At 44.0% G+C, this 15,435-nt stretch carries 14 protein-coding genes and 1 pseudogene; 13 read left to right on the forward strand and 2 right to left on the reverse strand.

Annotated elements, in window-relative coordinates; genetic code table 11:
• Positions 1 to 138: 138 nt before the first annotated feature.
• The gene (locus tag H525_RS0111540; protein WP_027416352.1) at positions 139 to 1,740 is read left to right on the forward strand and encodes an ATP-binding protein; all 1,602 of its coding nucleotides are present in this window, start codon (positions 139 to 141) and stop codon (positions 1,738 to 1,740) included.
• Positions 1,741 to 1,865: 125 nt separating this feature from the next.
• Here H525_RS0111540 and H525_RS27900 read toward each other — a convergent pair whose 3' ends face one another.
• A complete protein-coding gene (locus H525_RS27900; RefSeq protein WP_169728844.1) occupies positions 1,866 to 2,039 on the reverse strand; it encodes a hypothetical protein in 174 nt (57 codons plus the stop codon).
• Between the two features lie 177 nt (positions 2,040 to 2,216).
• Here H525_RS27900 and H525_RS0111550 point away from each other — a divergent pair, with 177 nt between their 5' ends.
• The 12 genes from H525_RS0111550 to H525_RS0111620 all read left to right on the forward strand — a co-directional run bounded on the left by H525_RS0111550 (position 2,217) and on the right by H525_RS0111620 (position 14,422).
• Positions 2,217 to 3,149, forward strand: a complete 933-nt coding sequence (locus tag H525_RS0111550; protein ID WP_027416353.1) for an S-layer homology domain-containing protein — start codon at positions 2,217 to 2,219, stop codon at positions 3,147 to 3,149.
• Positions 3,146 to 3,619: a hypothetical protein gene (locus tag H525_RS0111555; RefSeq protein WP_155837240.1), complete on the forward strand. Its 474-nt coding sequence runs from the start codon at positions 3,146 to 3,148 to the stop codon at positions 3,617 to 3,619. Before H525_RS0111550 ends, H525_RS0111555 begins: the two co-directional genes overlap by 4 nt.
• Before the next feature lie 345 nt (positions 3,620 to 3,964).
• Complete coding sequence (locus tag H525_RS0111560) at positions 3,965 to 4,258, forward strand: HU family DNA-binding protein (RefSeq protein ID WP_027416355.1); 294 nt, start codon at positions 3,965 to 3,967, stop codon at positions 4,256 to 4,258.
• Between the two features lie 303 nt (positions 4,259 to 4,561).
• Positions 4,562 to 5,953 (forward strand): cytosine permease, encoded by a 1,392-nt coding sequence (locus H525_RS0111565; RefSeq protein ID WP_027416356.1) that lies wholly within the window; start codon positions 4,562 to 4,564, stop codon positions 5,951 to 5,953.
• Positions 5,953 to 7,224: a cytosine deaminase gene (locus tag H525_RS0111570; protein WP_027416357.1), complete on the forward strand. Its 1,272-nt coding sequence runs from the start codon at positions 5,953 to 5,955 to the stop codon at positions 7,222 to 7,224. The genes H525_RS0111565 and H525_RS0111570 overlap by 1 nt, the downstream gene beginning before the upstream one ends.
• Before the next feature lie 165 nt (positions 7,225 to 7,389).
• On the forward strand, positions 7,390 to 8,151 hold the full coding sequence (locus tag H525_RS0111575) for an IclR family transcriptional regulator (RefSeq protein ID WP_027416358.1): 762 nt from the start codon (positions 7,390 to 7,392) through the stop codon (positions 8,149 to 8,151).
• A gap of 27 nt (positions 8,152 to 8,178) precedes the next feature.
• The gene (pxpB, locus tag H525_RS0111580) at positions 8,179 to 8,910 is read left to right on the forward strand and encodes a 5-oxoprolinase subunit PxpB (RefSeq protein ID WP_027416359.1); all 732 of its coding nucleotides are present in this window, start codon (positions 8,179 to 8,181) and stop codon (positions 8,908 to 8,910) included.
• Complete coding sequence (locus tag H525_RS0111585; RefSeq protein ID WP_027416360.1) at positions 8,907 to 9,908, forward strand: 5-oxoprolinase subunit C family protein; 1,002 nt, start codon at positions 8,907 to 8,909, stop codon at positions 9,906 to 9,908. The genes pxpB and H525_RS0111585 overlap by 4 nt, the downstream gene beginning before the upstream one ends.
• A 10-nt stretch (positions 9,909 to 9,918) precedes the next feature.
• On the forward strand, positions 9,919 to 10,686 hold the full coding sequence (gene pxpA / locus H525_RS0111590) for a 5-oxoprolinase subunit PxpA (RefSeq protein WP_027416361.1): 768 nt from the start codon (positions 9,919 to 9,921) through the stop codon (positions 10,684 to 10,686).
• Between the two features lie 824 nt (positions 10,687 to 11,510).
• Entirely contained in the window at positions 11,511 to 11,915 is a 405-nt protein-coding gene (locus H525_RS0111600; RefSeq protein ID WP_027416362.1) for a hypothetical protein, read from the forward strand.
• Positions 11,916 to 13,114: 1,199 nt separating this feature from the next.
• The gene (locus H525_RS0111615; RefSeq protein ID WP_027416365.1) at positions 13,115 to 13,951 is read left to right on the forward strand and encodes a deoxyribonuclease IV; all 837 of its coding nucleotides are present in this window, start codon (positions 13,115 to 13,117) and stop codon (positions 13,949 to 13,951) included.
• Positions 13,952 to 14,158: 207 nt separating this feature from the next.
• Entirely contained in the window at positions 14,159 to 14,422 is a 264-nt protein-coding gene (locus H525_RS0111620; RefSeq protein WP_027416366.1) for a YqkE family protein, read from the forward strand.
• A 171-nt stretch (positions 14,423 to 14,593) separates the two neighbouring features.
• On the opposite strand, the pseudogene H525_RS23750 reads toward H525_RS0111620, so the two are convergent.
• Positions 14,594 to 15,254, reverse strand: a pseudogene (locus H525_RS23750) (transposase); the annotation flags it as partial.
• Positions 15,255 to 15,435: the final 181 nt, after the last annotated feature.

Below are 15,435 nucleotides of genomic sequence, written 5' to 3' on the forward strand. Positions count from 1 at the left end.
GCTGCCGCCGGTATTAAACTTGGCGCCAGCCCCTTTTTCTAATATGTAATAATGCGGCCAGCATTTGTATAATTTTCTTATTGCTGGCCAAGTTTTCTTTAGCTCCAATAAATTTTCACAATAAAGGATGATACTCATATGGGGGAAGAGGCTGTCTACATTCGTGAATCAAAAGAGAGGAGTAAACAGTTGGGAATAGACCCGACACAACTCCCGGCGTTCGGCATCGCAATGTCGAAGGAAGAATTCGAAGGAAAGAGAATGGAGTACGAAGAAATATTATCCGTCGTTCGGTTTTTTCTCGATAAAATTCTGTCTTCGCTGAAAGGCATTCCTATTTTAATTGTCATTACGGATCAAAAGGGATTTGTTTTAGAAATGGACGGGGATGAAACGATACGGAGTATGGTTAACCAATTAGGTATTAAACCAAGATTTCAGTTTACAGAAAATGTTTGCGGTACGAATTCGATAAGCCTTAGTTTACAACACCGCCATCCTGTACAACTTATTGGAAGCAATCACTATCATCATTATTTTCATGGTTCCGCCTGTTACTCTGTCCCGTTTCATTATATGGAAGTAAATAATTTACTAGGTACCATTTCTATTATGATTTCAATTGAACATGCGACACCTCTTCTGTTAACGATGTTGTCCACAGCGGTAGACTCCATCGAACGGGAATTGCTGCTGCGAAGACAAAACCAACGTTTAAACCTGCTTAATCAAATTATGCTTGATACAACCGCGAATGGGGTTATTGTTACGGATCAGCGTGGAATTATTACAGAGTTTAATACATTAGCGCAGGAAATCACGGGAATGAAAGCGGAAGATGTCATGGGACAGCCTGTGCACGTGATCGAACCAATGGGAAAATATGTTCAACATGTTCTACAGGAGGGAAAAGAATATCAAAACGTGGAGCTTACGCTGCAAAAGGAAAATGAACGTTCCTACGTATGCCTTTTTGATGCGCTGCAAATCTATGACGATAAAGCCGAATCAATTGGTGCCTTTTGCCAATTCCGGGATATTACCGAGCATAAAAAAACAGAGGAATTGCTAAGAAAATCTGAAAAACTTTCGATTGTAGGGCAATTAGCAGCAGGAGTAGCCCACGAAATCAGGAATCCTTTATCAACTCTTAAAGGGTTTATTCAATTCATGCAATCCAATAACAGTGGGAATCAAAGGTATTTTGACATTATGTTATCCGAATTGAACCGAATTAATTTTATTGTCAGTGAATTTTTAATTCTGGCGAAGCCTCAGGCGATGGTCTTTAAACAAAAGAATCCGCTGCATATTCTGCAGGATACGATTTCGCTGCTTAATTCGCACGCGACAATGAATGATATCGAGATATTTACAGAGTTTGATGATCACATTCCGGAAATAAAATGCGAAGCAAACCAATTGAAACAAGTTTTTATTAATATCATGAAAAATGCCATGGATGCGATGCCCTTTGGCGGTCAAATCGAGATAAAAGCCATGAATACTGAGGATGATAAAATAGTTATTCGCTTTATTGACCATGGCTGTGGAATTCCTGAAAGCCAAATGACTAAACTAGGAGAAGCATTTTACTCTACAAAGGACAACGGAACCGGTCTCGGTTTGATGGTTAGCCGAAAAATCGTTGAAAACCACAAAGGGAGTATTTCGATTAAAAGTCAAGTTGACCAGGGAACGACGGTTGATATTGTCTTGCCTGTTTCATTTCAGCGGTAAAAATGGAAATTTGAAGTTGTAGCAGCATAAAAACTTGGCTGCCGCCGAATCAATATTCAGCGACAGCCTTATGTTTCCACTGTTATTCTAAATAAAGGCCGTCATTGGCGTTAGCCATTGATTTTTCACGCTCGTTCTTTCCGCTTGTTGCCGAAGAAATAACGAGCTGCATATAACACAATTCCCCAAACAGCTGTGGCTAAAATAGCTACTGAAAACCAATTCCTTGTGCCGAGAAAGTAATAAAGAGCCAAATGGACGATGAAAATAACAACAATCCACGTTAGTAAGTTCTTCATATGTTTGTCACTCCTATATTTCTTTATTCCTAGGGTTTCCGCTTTTTTACTCTTTATACATGACCTAACCTTACGGGCATCGTTGACATGTAAAGTTGCAGCATTCATTGTCAAGAGATTTTTTTTCGCATATATAATAAGTAAATTACATTCATCCTCACAAAAGGGAGGGAGATCATGAGCAATATTTATGACGGTACGTATATGTGGATATGGCAAGCTGACAAAATTTACGGCGGCGATGTACAACAGATGGTCACAAATGCGACATCCCTTGGCCTGAAAGGTGTACTTATTAAATTTGCTGACGGTAGTCTGGCAAGGGACTCTGCCAGCCAATCGTACATGCAGCAATTTAAAAGGCTAGTGGGCCCTTTTAAAGCAGCCGGTTTCACAGTGGGGGGATGGATATACCAGTATTTAACTGATGTAGCCGGCGAAGTGGATGCATGTGCCCAGGCGATACAAGCAGGTGCCGACTGGATTGTGATTGACTCTGAGAGTGAAATAAACGGAAAAGCAGCTCAGGTTGCGCAATTTGGACAACGTTTGAGGGCACGCTTTCCCAACGTCACTGTTGGCCTTTCTTCTTTTGCGATTGCTGATTACCATTCGGAAGTTCCGTATCAGGAGTATGCGAAGTTTGTCGACGTTATGATGCCACAGATCTACTGGGGAGAAATGGGATGGGATGTCGGAGTTGCCTTTCAGGCTTCCGTTACATCTTACAAAAAAATAGGGAAGCCTATCGCTCCAAGCGGGCAGGCATTTGGGAACGTACAGCCGGCAGACATGGCACGGTTCGTTCAATTATGCGGAAATGCCAGATTCTCACACATAAGCTGGTGGGATTGGCAGGAAGCTTCTCCATCACAGTTAAACGCGATTAAAGCCAATCGTATGGTGCCTTCTGATCCGCAGCCTGCCAATCATATAGCCAGAGATGTACCGGACAATGCCTGGTATGCAAAAGCCGTGCAGTACGTTTTACAGAACAATTTGATGTCAACAAACGAATCCGGAAATTTTAATCCCGATCAGCCGGCGACCCGGGCAATGCTTGCGCAGGTACTGTACAACTTATCCCTAAAAAATGGGGGAGGTTCATGATGCAAGAACAAATCCTGCTGTATACCCAGATGATCGTTTCCATTGTGTTGGTCAGTTTAGTAGGCGCGATCCTTCGTGCCTTATTTAAAAAGTTGGAAGATTATATAGCCAATCGCTTACCGAAAGATGAAGCGCAGAAGGTAAATGACTTCATCGATGTAATTGAAAGGCTCACAGAGGCGGCCGTGCAGGATTCGAACAGCAGAATTGTAAGCGGGTTGAAACAGCATAATCTTTTTACCAGGGAAACCGGAGAAGCTGTTAAGCAGGCTGTGATTCAAGATGTCATTAAAAATTTAGGTCCATTGTCAGAAAAGGCCTCTATGATGGGCCCGCTAGAAAACATTATCGGGCATATGGTTGAAAAGCACGTACAAAACACAAAAAATCAGGTGAATCAAACGATAGCGAATAAACCGGATCAAGCCACGCCGCAAACCGGTCATTGCGCCAGGCTTTTGCTCCCATAAGTATCTGAAGAAAATAGAGAAGTCCGCTCCATTTTGTCGGTCCGAACTTCCGGTCACTAAGCGGCCGTTTCGCTACCCTGCAGAAAAAGGACGAGCGGCAACGCCCGCGAGTTTTTCTTATATATTTCAAAGCTCCAGCAATGCGATGAGATACAGGGGTATTTATTTAGCGAACCGCTGCCTGTGGAAGAATTCGAGAGTTGGTTGAAGGAGCCGAAACATGCCATGCTAAAAAGTCTTAAAAAATGTTAGTTTCCATGTATTTTTTTCCTTGTAATTTGGCAATGATGTGTAATAATAAGAACATATATTCCATTTACTCTGTAACCATTGGAGGAAAAGAAGATGAATAAAACTGAATTAATAGCTAAAGTTGCGGAAGCAGCGGATATGACGAAGAAGGATGCAACGCAAGTGGTGGAGGCTACATTTGATGCGATCGCAGGGGCGTTAAAAGCTGGCGAAAAAGTTCAATTAATTGGTTTCGGCAATTTTGAAGTCCGTGAGCGCGCCGCCCGCAAAGGACGCAATCCGCAAACCGGGCAGGAAATTGATATAGCGGCCAGCAAAATACCGGCCTTTTCACCCGGAAAAGGATTAAAGGACGCTGTCAACGGAAGAGAGACGGTTCAGTCATAAGCGATTGCAGAGTCTATGAAAAGCTGCCTCATGTGAGGCAGCTTTTCTTTACTATCAGCCAATATGTATATGTCTTGATATTTTTTTTTCATTGATATACCGGAAAGAATCAGGCATAATAATTTTAAATGTGTATATTGAACCTTTAAATTAGCCCCGTGAGGTTGACAAGGTAACCGGACTTACTTTTTGACGGGAGGCGCATGCCTTCTGTTGAAGATGTGCTCATATGGCCTTTGTCAGCACGTGCTACAAAGGCCATTTTTATTTGTTTTAACTCGAAAATAGAATGGAGGAATAACAATGGAGGAAAAAGGGCAACGAAGCCAAGAAATAGAGAAAGAGTATGGGGCTGTAGAAGCAGTTCCACAGCACGCGAGGAACGTAGAATTCTGGGACATGGTCGCCACTTGGATTGGCGCGAATGCAAATAATGGTTCCTGGTATGTGGGTGGAGTTGTCGCGGGTACCGCGTTTGCCGGATCTGTTTACGTTACTTTGATAGCCAATCCGATTGCCTATTTAATTATGGCGCTTATCGGATATATCGGATACAAAGTAGGCACCTCGACAATGGCATTAACACGTCCATCCTTCGGGATACGCGGTAGTTATTTGCCCTCCGTTCTTAATACAACCCAATTTATCGGTTGGACGGCAGTGAACACATTCATTGCGGCCATCTCTATCAGTTTTATATGCAAAGGCTGGCTTGGATGGCCTGCTTTTGGGGAACCTGGCGGCGGTAAAACGATGTTATTCGGTATTATTGTTATGAGTATTCTGCACTTATTGTCCATCGCCACCGGCCACAAATCCGTAAAAATGGTAGAGCGGATTGGTGTTGTTTTTATTTTAATTCTAGGTGTATGGGAAACGGTCGTTGTTTTACGAAGTGTTTCCTTTGCAGAAATTGTGCACTGGCAGCCACCGACGGATAAAAGAATGCCAATAGGCGCGGCTATGGATGCCATGGCTGCTTTCAGTCTGGGATGGGTTCCGGCGATTGCCGAATTTACCCGTTATGGAAAAACGAAAAGAACATCCACGATTGCACCAATGATTGGTGCCAATGTTGCACTATTCTGGTTTGCCTTTATTGGAATTATTGCCACGATAGGAACGGCTATTTCCACGGGAACATACGACCCGAATAATTCAGACCCAAGTTCAATTGCCAGTAAACTGGGGCTTGGAGTTGTCGCTCTGTTAGTCATTATTTTAACGAGTACGACGGCAAACGCGGTAAATTTAATGGCCGCGGGGATTTCGTTAACGAATATTACAAAGAAAATCAAACCGATTGCAGCGCTCTGGCTTGTTACGATTCTTGCTGCCATACTCACGGTTGTACCGCTTTATTTAAGCAGTTTTTTGGAATCATTTACGGCCTTTTTAGATTATATCGGTATGGTGTTTGGTCCGATCTTTTCTATCACGATTGTGGATTACTACCTAATTCGAAAGCGAAACTATGAGGCGGCGATTTTCGATGATAAGCGGGGGAAATACTGGTACCAATCCGGGTTTAACTGGGCTGCCATGGTCACGTGGGTCATCGGTGTTGTTGTTTTTTTGCTCTTGCGCCATCTATCCGCTTTTACAAGTTCAATTGGTGCGACCTATCCGGCGATTGTATTTAGCGGCATTATCTATTACATTTTAAGTAATTTGATGAAGAAGGGGCGCTTATAATGTTCATTAAAAATGCACGGTTACGAAATAAAAACGGGCTCTGGAACCTTTTAATCAAGGATGGTAAGATTGCCCGTATCTCAGAAGAAGTATCAAGCGACGATGAATCGGAAGAGATGATAGATGCTCAGGGAGGATTAGTTCTTCCCCCTTTTATCGAGCCGCATATCCATCTCGATACAACCCTGACAGCCGGCGAACCGCGCTGGAATATAAGCGGAACCTTATTCGAAGGAATCGAGCGCTGGTCCGAACGTAAGAAGCTGCTATCAAAAGAGGATGTAAAGCAGCGGGCGACTACGGCCTTGAAGTGGCAGCTGGCACAGGGAATTCAATTCGTCCGGACGCATGTGGATGTGACAGATCCGGAACTGGTGGCCCTGCAGGCTATGCTGGAAGTAAAGGAAGAGATGGCTCCGTTTGTTGATGTGCAGATTGTCGCCTTTCCTCAGGAAGGAATACACTCATATCCGAATGGGCTGGCCTTGTTGGAAGAGTCGCTCCGCATGGGCGCCGATGTCGTAGGCGGCATTCCTCATTATGAATTTACAAGAGAGTATGGCGTAGATTCTTTGAAAAAGGTGTTTGAACTTGCGGCCAAGTACGATAGGCTAGTTGACATTCACTGCGACGAAATTGATGATGAACAATCCCGCTTTCTTGAAGTGGTGGCAGCGGAAGCCTACCGCTATGGTATTGGGGAAAAGGTAACGGCCAGCCATACGACCGCCATGCATTCGTACAACAATGCGTATACCTCTAAACTGTTCAGGATATTGAAGCTGTCCAACATTAATTTTGTCGCGAATCCACTGGTCAACATTCACCTTCAGGGGCGTTTTGATACGTATCCAAAGCGCCGTGGTGTTACCCGGGTTAAAGAATTACTTGAGGCAGGGCTCAATGTATGCTTCGGTCATGATGATATTTTTGATCCGTGGTATCCGCTCGGGACGGGCAACATGCTGCAAGTCCTCCATATGGGGATTCACGTATGCCAGCTAATGGGATACGAGCAAATCTTGAATTCGATCGACTTAATCACGAACAACAGCGCTAAGACCCTCTATATTCAGGATCGGTATGGGGTGGAAGAAGGGAAATCAGGGAATCTCATTATTTTGCCGGCTGAAAATGAATATGATGCTATTCGCCGTCAGGTGCCCGTTCGGTACTCGATAAGAAACGGCGAAGTCATTGCGGAAACAAGGCCAAGTGAAACCATGCTGCGTCTGAGTGGTAATGAAGAAAGAATAAGTTTTCAAAAGTAATATTGCCTTTTACTAAGCTCGTATCACTTTTACAGTTGTTACGGGCTGTTTTTTTGATTTAACACGGAACAATTACCGCTTGTTTTTTTTATCAGAAAAATTTACTATAATATAAATGCTTTAAATTCGGAACTTATAAACCAAAATTCGGAATGAGGTGCCGGAGTGGGGGAAAAGAATAAAACGATCGTGAAATCAATGGAAGTGCTTAGCCTGTTTTATAAAAACGAACAATTAAGCTTGCAGGACATGGTAGAATTGTCCGGGAGGCCAAAGACGTCTATCTACCGGCTCGTTGGCTCTCTTGAAGAAATGGGCTTTCTTCAGAAAAATGAAAGCGGAAAATATGTACTCGGGCTTATTTTTCTCCAGCTTGGCCATCTTGTGGCAGAACGTCTTGACATCAGGCAGATTTCTTTGCCGGTTATGCGCGCGCTGCGGGATGATGTCGGCGAGGCGGTGAATCTCATCATGCAGGACGGCAAGGAAGCCATTTATATTGAAAAAGTGGATACGATGCAGCCGGTCCGTGTGTATACGCAAATTGGACGCCGGGCCCCTTTATATGCCGGAGCCTGTCCCCGGATTCTTCTCGCTTTTCTGTCGAGAACGGAACAGGATGAGTATATAAACCATACGGAGATGAAAGCCATCGCTTCCGGCACTCTAACAGACCCGGCTGAGCTGCGGTCCGTACTGGATCAGTCGAGAGTGCTTGGGTACTCCGTTAGCCATTCGGAATTGGAAGATCATACTTCGGCGGTGGCGGTTCCGATCTTTAACCATGCCGGAGAGGTGGCGGCAGGCTTGAGCATTGCCGGTCCGGAAGGGCGGTTTAAGCAGGAGAGGCTGCCACAACTAGTGGAAAAAGTAAAGCAAGCCGCCAACCAAATATCACAAAAATTAGGATGGGTATACAATAAATAGGATGCCGTTAAAAGAGGGGGTGAAAAAATGGAATTCTTTCCGCTTGGCGATTCGGCAGTGGTGATTCAAGTGGGCGATTCTATAGATGAAACTGTTCATCATAAAGTGCGAATATTGTCCGCCTATCTCGAAGATCACCCGTTCCCCGGCATGATTGAATATGTCCCGGCTTTTACAACGGTGACCGTTTTTTATGACCCGGTCCGATTTTGCGATTCGGTTTGTCATTCGAAACCTGTCGGCAATCAACTACACCCTTCCCCTTATACACGGGTTTGTGCCCTTCTGGAGCAGATGCTAATGAACCTCGATAACAAATCGAATGAACAGCAGAGAACGGTGCAAATTCCGGTTTGTTACGGGGGAGAATTCGGTCCGGATTTGGAAGACGTAGCGGAAATGAATGGACTTACAACGGATGAAGTGATTGCGATTCACAGCGGAAATGAATATCTTGTCTATATGATTGGATTTGCGCCCGGTTTTCCGTACCTCGGTGGAATGTCAGAAAGAATTGCCGCGGCGCGGCGCTCTTCTCCGCGCATGGTGATTCCGGCAGGATCTGTAGGAATTGCCGGGATGCAGACGGGGGTTTATCCGATAGAAACGCCCGGAGGATGGCAGGTCATTGGACGGACACCTGTTGGTCTGTTTAAACCGGATGAACATCCTCCGACTCTTCTCCGTGCGGGGGACAGGATTCGATTCCACCCGGTTACCCGGGAAGAATATGAGAGATGGAAGGGGGCAGAAGGTTGAATATAAACGTGCTACGCCCCGGACTTCTTACAACGGTTCAGGATGCTGGCCGATACGGTTTTCAAAAGTACGGTGTTATTGTCGGCGGAGCGATGGATTTGTTTGCGCTGCGCATGGCCAACATACTGGTCGGTAACGAGGAAGCGGCAGCCGGATTAGAGATGACAGTAATGGGACCGGCGCTGGAGTTTACAGACGATGCGTTGATCGCGATCTGCGGCGGTAGTCTTTCCCCAGCTGTTAATGGACAGGTAGTCCCGGAGTGGCGTCCCGTATATGTAAAAAAGGGAGCGGTACTGACGTTTGAAGGCTTAGTATCAGGTTGCCGGGCATACCTCGCCATAGCGGGCGGCTTTCATGTCCCACAGATTCTCGGAAGTTATAGCACGTACTTGCGGGCGGGGATTGGCGGTTATGAAGGACGGGCGTTAAAAAAGGGTGACGTATTACAGGGCAATTCCCCTTCTGATTGGGCTCGTAGACAGATGTTATCCCTGAAAAAAGCAGAATTTTCATATGGTGCGGTAGCGGATTGGGGGATAAGCTTTGAACTGGTGCCTGCGTACAGCAGCCAGCCGGTTGTCCGCGTTCTCCGAGGGGCCCAGTTTGAAGCGTTCACGTCGGAGAGCCGAAAGAAATTTTTTGAAACGCCATACCGGGTGACCCCGCAGTCGGATCGGATGGGATACAGGCTTTCCGGGGAAAAGATGGAGCTATCTTCCCCGCTGGAACTTATCTCAGAGGCGGTTTCGGCAGGAACCATTCAGGTTCCGCCGGAAGGTCAGCCCATTATACTGCTCTCTGATCGGCAGACAACCGGGGGATACCCGAAAGTCGCCCACATCATTACCGTAGATTTACCGGTGATCGCCCAGACAAAGCCAGGGGAGAGCGTGAGGTTTCAACAAGTGTCTCTTGAGGAAGCTCATGCACTGTATATCAAGAGGGAAAGGGATATTAAGCAAGTAAAGCAGGCCATTGCGCTGCGAAATCCATAGGGGGAGAGAGATGTATCAGGTAGATTTAAACTGCGATATGGGCGAAGGTTTCGGTGCCTATCCAATGGGAACCGATGACGAAATCCTTTCCATTGTTACTTCCGCAAACATTGCCTGCGGCTTTCATGCGGGTGATCCGTCTGTTATGCGTAAAACAGTATGCCTTGCGCTAGAAAAAGGAGTGGCGATTGGAGCTCATCCCGGCTTGCCGGACCTCGTTGGATTTGGAAGAAGAAATATGGATATTTCTCCACAGGAAGCGTATGACATGGTTGTATACCAGATTGGCGCATTAGGCGGGTTTGTTAAAGCGGAAGGGGGAAGAATGCAGCACGTCAAGCCACATGGGGCTCTTTACAACATGGCCGCAAAAAATTTTCCATTGGCGGAAGCGATTGCTGAAGCGGTGTACAAGGTGGATCCGGAGTTAGTTCTTTTCGGCTTGTCCGGAAGCGAGCTTATCCGGGCAGGACAGAAAGCCGGTCTTTCTACGGCGAGTGAAGTTTTTGCGGATCGTACATACCAGCAGGATGGGTCGCTTACACCCCGCCGCCAATCGAATGCCTTGATTACCGACACGGAACAGGCAGTCAGCCAGGTTATTCGCATGGTGAAGGAAGGAAAAGTGTGTGCTGTTCAGGGAGAAGATGTTGTTCTTCAAGCGAATACGATCTGTATTCATGGGGACGGAACACACGCCCTGCAGTTCGCCCGGCAGATTCGCCAGCGTCTACTGGGTGCAGGTGTACAGGTTCAAGCTGTTGGACATAAAAAGTAATGGGATGCAACGAGTGAGGGCATTGAACTATAGAAATTTAGATAAAGAGAAAGAGAAAAACTAACCGGGGTGTTTTTGGGATGTCAAACCAGAAATTATGACTACCATACGCCTGGCTATCTGTTTATTATCCACTAGCTGATAGCAGTTAGTATATTATAGGCAAAAAGCTCACGTCCAAATTAGAGAGGCGTGAGCTTTTTTGTAAATGGTAGCATTTATCCCGCAAAAAAGCCTTTTTCTGTTGTTCACTTCTCGCCACTTGCAATAAAGATTACGAGACTTTTCTTCTTGCTTTATTGCGATTTATATAGTGCATCAAAATAACAGCAATGATTCCAAAGAAAGAGGTTACCGATATCCCAGATCCTATACTAAGGAACCCAAATCAATACGAAAACCAAAGGGAATTAGAATAAGTCCGGTAGCTATTGAAATGGAGGGAGGATAAATTATCAATTTCTTTGTAAATGGAAACGAATTAAGAATACATGAGATTAGAAAAGCTATCGCTCCAATTATTAATACTATATTCATAGGGGTCACAGAAAGCACCTCCTATTCTTACTTATTATAATTGCTCTTTATACTGTAAATGCTTGAAAGGTATCGTTGTATCCATATTGAGTTAGAAGTATTTGAATATCTTCATGTGAGAGAGTGTTACGTTAGGTTCATCTTCTCTGACCAGTTTACGATATCAAGTTGATGCTAGTTTTTCAATATATGCAAACATTCAATATAAAAAAGTATTTTTTCAAATATATTGAAAAATATTCCAATATAATGATATAATTTGGTAAATTCGAAAAGGGGGGTTTTGTATGAAAAGTCGACTTTTTCTTGTAGTAACTTTACTTCTCATGACATTTTACACAATTATTCCTTTCATAGCGATAACAGAAAAACAGGCTTATGCTGCTTCACAAAGCAATGTCAGTAAGAAGCCATGTGGCTGCGGAGGTGGGAACAAATTAAGTGTTAGCGCTACAAAAAGTTTTTCCAATTTGGCAGGTGTTGCAGGTCAAAAAGACGTTGTTAGTTCTAAACAAGTAATTGACAAAGCAAAGATTAAAGAAAAATTAGAAAAACTCAAAACTGACAAAGCGATACTAAAGGCTAAAAAAGATGCTCGATTTGCAAATACAAACATAGACTTAAATAATGCAGAAGTAAGAGATCTCGATATCTCGATGCTAGGAATTAAGAAGCAAATTATGTGTCCTTAATTGCTTCTGTAGTGGCGCAAACTATCAAAACTGTGCGATGCAAATTCTAGCTTGTATTGGAGCATGTTGTGGTTGTTCAAGTTGGGTCGTTTGCTTATACTGTGGTTCATGCTGGTATTCTTACCTGTATTGTGGATTAGTTGTATGCTAAGATACATTAGGGCTGTTGATTCCTTTTAATCAACAGCTTCTTCTATATTCATGGAAATGGGGCTGCGTAAAATGAAAGAATTGTTTATAAAATCATTTTTAGTCGTAGGGTTGATTATAACGATGATTTCTCACTACAGAGGAGGCTCGTTTTATTGGATATGGATCATTCCTTTTATTATTGCCGTCTATGATCTGATTCGCTGTATTTTTCTATTGAAAAATCATGGGAAGATAAAAACTTATCAAAATAAAACAACTAACCCTGTAAATAAATACAAGGCAGGTTTTTACGTCTATTGGATGTGTATGCTTTTTTTAATGGCATCAGTCGTATTAATTTCTTACCACGTACTTTCAATAAAATACGATGTTCTAATCCTTAACACTGTGGTTAATAGCTTCTTTGCATATATAGTTATAAAATTTTATTTGGGGAAAAAACATAATTAACAACCCGTGAACGGCTAATAAGAATTGGTAGAGCCCACATGTGTTGCGGTTCGGCAGGAATTCAAATGACATTTTGTGTTTTGCCCGCCCTACTTTCTCATAATTAGGATTTCGTCTGAAGACCTTGACTGTGTAGCACCAAAATATTGACTAAGAAAGGAAGCTATGTCTTCTATGGATATATTTTGCGGCAGGGTGCATTCTATGGAATCCATGCAGCGTAAATAGTCTTCACAGTTAAGATGGTCTGTGAGAATTTCGGTCACCCGTACTGCAATTAAATTGTTTAACTGGATCAATACTTTTTTAGCGGTAATGGGATTTATTTTTATGAGCACTGGACGCCACCTCATGAAACTTTAGATGCACATAGTACCTATTTATTATAATACGTTACGGACTATATAGAAAGTACTAGGTTAATAGAATTATACACCTTTTATCTAAAGAATTACACAGAACGGCAATAATTCAATATGATTCGTCCGGAAAAGGGCATGCTAGAGATAAGTGCAGTAAAATCACAGGGAAAAACGCAGGGCAAAGCATCTGCTGTTTCTATTGTACAAATTGTCAGCATTAGCGGGTGAACATACATGTTGTTTGGCAGCCATGTGAGCATTCGGCACGGTTATTCCTACGCGGCAAAAGCAGCGCATGTCGCTGGATGTGGTTCCTTTCAGTACTTCCCGAAAAATCCGCGCAGTTTATCTATCAAAACCTTCGATGCTCATGATGCGATGAATTGCGCGGACTACTGCAAAGCGAACGGTCTTCTCTCTATAGCGCACACCCCGTATCCGACAAACTTTGCCGTCGATGAAGGTACAGAAATGGCGGATAAAATTATGGGGTCCTTATTAAATGATCTAGAGATTGCGGAAGCATGCGGCTCCATAGGGGTGGTTGTTCATTTTGGAGTCTACAAAGGTAAAGATCCGTTAAAGGGCTACGTGAACATTATTGCTTTTTTAAACAGGGTGCTTCGTTCATGGAATGGGAACACTCTCGTCTTGATTGAAAACCAAGCAGGCCAGGGCACTAAAATAGGAATCACGTTAGAGGAATTAGTGCAAATCAGGAAGCTTGCCGATTATCCGGAAAAAATCGGTTTCTGTTTCGATACGTGCCATGCCTTTGCCAGTGGATTGTGGACCGGAGAAAACTGGGATGAACTTGTCGCCAGGGGAGAAGAGATCGATTATTTTTCACACCTGAAAGCTGTACACCTGAATGATTCCATGTTTGCCAGCGGATCCTTTCGCGACCGCCATGCAGATGTGGGACAAGGTTATATCGGTGAGAGAAGGATCAAGAAGCTTTTGCAAACTCCGCTTATGAAAAGGCTTCCTCTGATTCTTGAGACCCCCGGAAATATTCTCTCTCACTCCGAACAAATTGCGTATTTGAAACGTCTCTGTAAGGAATCGTAGCCACATTTCCGCGAATCGCCTTTGAAATCATGCAGGCTTTTTCTGCGCGTTCTGCCGCCTTCGCCACTATAATCCAACTCCCTTTTTTTATTGATTCTATTTTGTTACAAAATATCGAAAGTCATTTCACATCGCCCAATAAAGTTTTGCCTCGGCGAACGGTCAATGTTACGATACGGAGTAGAAACATGGGAAGGAGAATCTCTCGTGAACAAGCATAAGAATCAGAAACAAAATAACAGACCGCAGGGAAAGGATAACAATAATGATAACGCTACATTAAGTGAACGTCTCGATCCCGCAGTGGTAGCAAAACTTAAAGATGCCGGCAAAGCGATGAAACAAAAACAGGAAGAAGATCGTCAGAGGGAAATCGAACGCAAGAAAGCTGAACAGCGCGCCCGTGAAAAAAATAAAAGTTTTGCAGAATTACTCGAAGAAAGCCATCTCGATTGGAAAAAATTCAAATAGCGGTTGATATATGTCATGAGAATTTAATCCTGAATCCGTGTTCATACTGCAGCCCTGATCTTTTCATTGGGATTTTATGGTTGAAATAAGGCTCTGGCAGTAAATTCATATCGTCAACATCGACAATGAGACCCTAATCCTACTTGACATGAGCTTTTTTGCCGACACCGCTTTCGGCGTTTTTCGCAGGTTGACCTTGATGATGTAGTCCGTGTCGGGATGCTGGTGGCAGACGCGCAAATTGTCCAGACTATCGTTCCCGCCATCCATGCGGACGAGCAGCTTACGATCGGTGATACGCCGAGCGTAGCGAATACTTTGTTTCAAGAACGCGTCGGTCCCCTTCTGGCAATGAACACTGCCTTCTCGTAATTCCACGTTGATACCATACCCTTCCTGACCGAGATAGGCGAAGATAGGCGCGTATCCATCCGCACCTTTATAGGTACGCGATACGCCTTCCTTCTTGGTGCCCGAATTGTCGAAGGGAGAAACATCGATATCAAGTGGTAGATAGCATTCATTTCCTGCCATCCATCCGTTGTCGGAGCGTAGGGCTTGAAGGTACTTTTTTTAATGACAAGAAAATAGGAAAGACATCGTCTTGGCGGAACGGCTCGATGTGATCAAAGTCGCTCTTGCCTTGACAGAGCAAGCCTAGATAGCTTTTCATCACATCGGAGTGAGAGTGAATCGGGTTTTCAAATTCCTTAATGACGGAATGGTTCAATTGCTTCGTCAATTTTGTATGAGCAAGCAGAGCACCGACTGTAGCCACCCCTGCGTGAGTGGTTAGAATGAGCTCTTTGGATCTTACAAATTGGATTTTCATCGGCACACCTCGATGGTGAAGTTGAATGAGTAGCAATGATCCTACTTTTTCTCCATCAAAGCAGCCATTTCCTTGTTGCACTCCGGGATGACTCTGCGTGGTATGGAACACATGCCTGAGAATGCAGCCGGCAAAATTCCGGCGGCTGTTTTATGAATTAGCCGAGAACACTCGTGACTTC

Source organism: Aneurinibacillus terranovensis DSM 18919, from assembly GCF_000430625.1.
Taxonomy (GTDB): domain Bacteria; phylum Bacillota; class Bacilli; order Aneurinibacillales; family Aneurinibacillaceae; genus Aneurinibacillus_B; species Aneurinibacillus_B terranovensis.

Bases quoted from the DNA above. Each gene is read 5' to 3' on its own strand.
- H525_RS0111565 (WP_027416356.1), top strand. From the start codon at position 4,562: ATGGAGGAAAAAGGGCAACGAAGCCAAGAAATAGAGAAAGAGTATGGG.
- H525_RS0111540 (WP_027416352.1), top strand. From the start codon at position 139: ATGGGGGAAGAGGCTGTCTACATTCGTGAATCAAAAGAGAGGAGTAAA.
- H525_RS27900 (WP_169728844.1), bottom strand. From the start codon at position 2,039: ATGAAGAACTTACTAACGTGGATTGTTGTTATTTTCATCGTCCATTTG.
- H525_RS0111560 (WP_027416355.1), top strand. From the start codon at position 3,965: ATGAATAAAACTGAATTAATAGCTAAAGTTGCGGAAGCAGCGGATATG.
- H525_RS0111555 (WP_155837240.1), top strand. From the start codon at position 3,146: ATGATGCAAGAACAAATCCTGCTGTATACCCAGATGATCGTTTCCATT.
- H525_RS0111600 (WP_027416362.1), top strand. From the start codon at position 11,511: ATGAAAAGTCGACTTTTTCTTGTAGTAACTTTACTTCTCATGACATTT.
- H525_RS0111615 (WP_027416365.1), top strand. From the start codon at position 13,115: ATGTTGTTTGGCAGCCATGTGAGCATTCGGCACGGTTATTCCTACGCG.
- H525_RS0111550 (WP_027416353.1), top strand. From the start codon at position 2,217: ATGAGCAATATTTATGACGGTACGTATATGTGGATATGGCAAGCTGAC.
- H525_RS0111570 (WP_027416357.1), top strand. From the start codon at position 5,953: ATGTTCATTAAAAATGCACGGTTACGAAATAAAAACGGGCTCTGGAAC.
- pxpA (WP_027416361.1), top strand. From the start codon at position 9,919: ATGTATCAGGTAGATTTAAACTGCGATATGGGCGAAGGTTTCGGTGCC.
- pxpB (WP_027416359.1), top strand. From the start codon at position 8,179: ATGGAATTCTTTCCGCTTGGCGATTCGGCAGTGGTGATTCAAGTGGGC.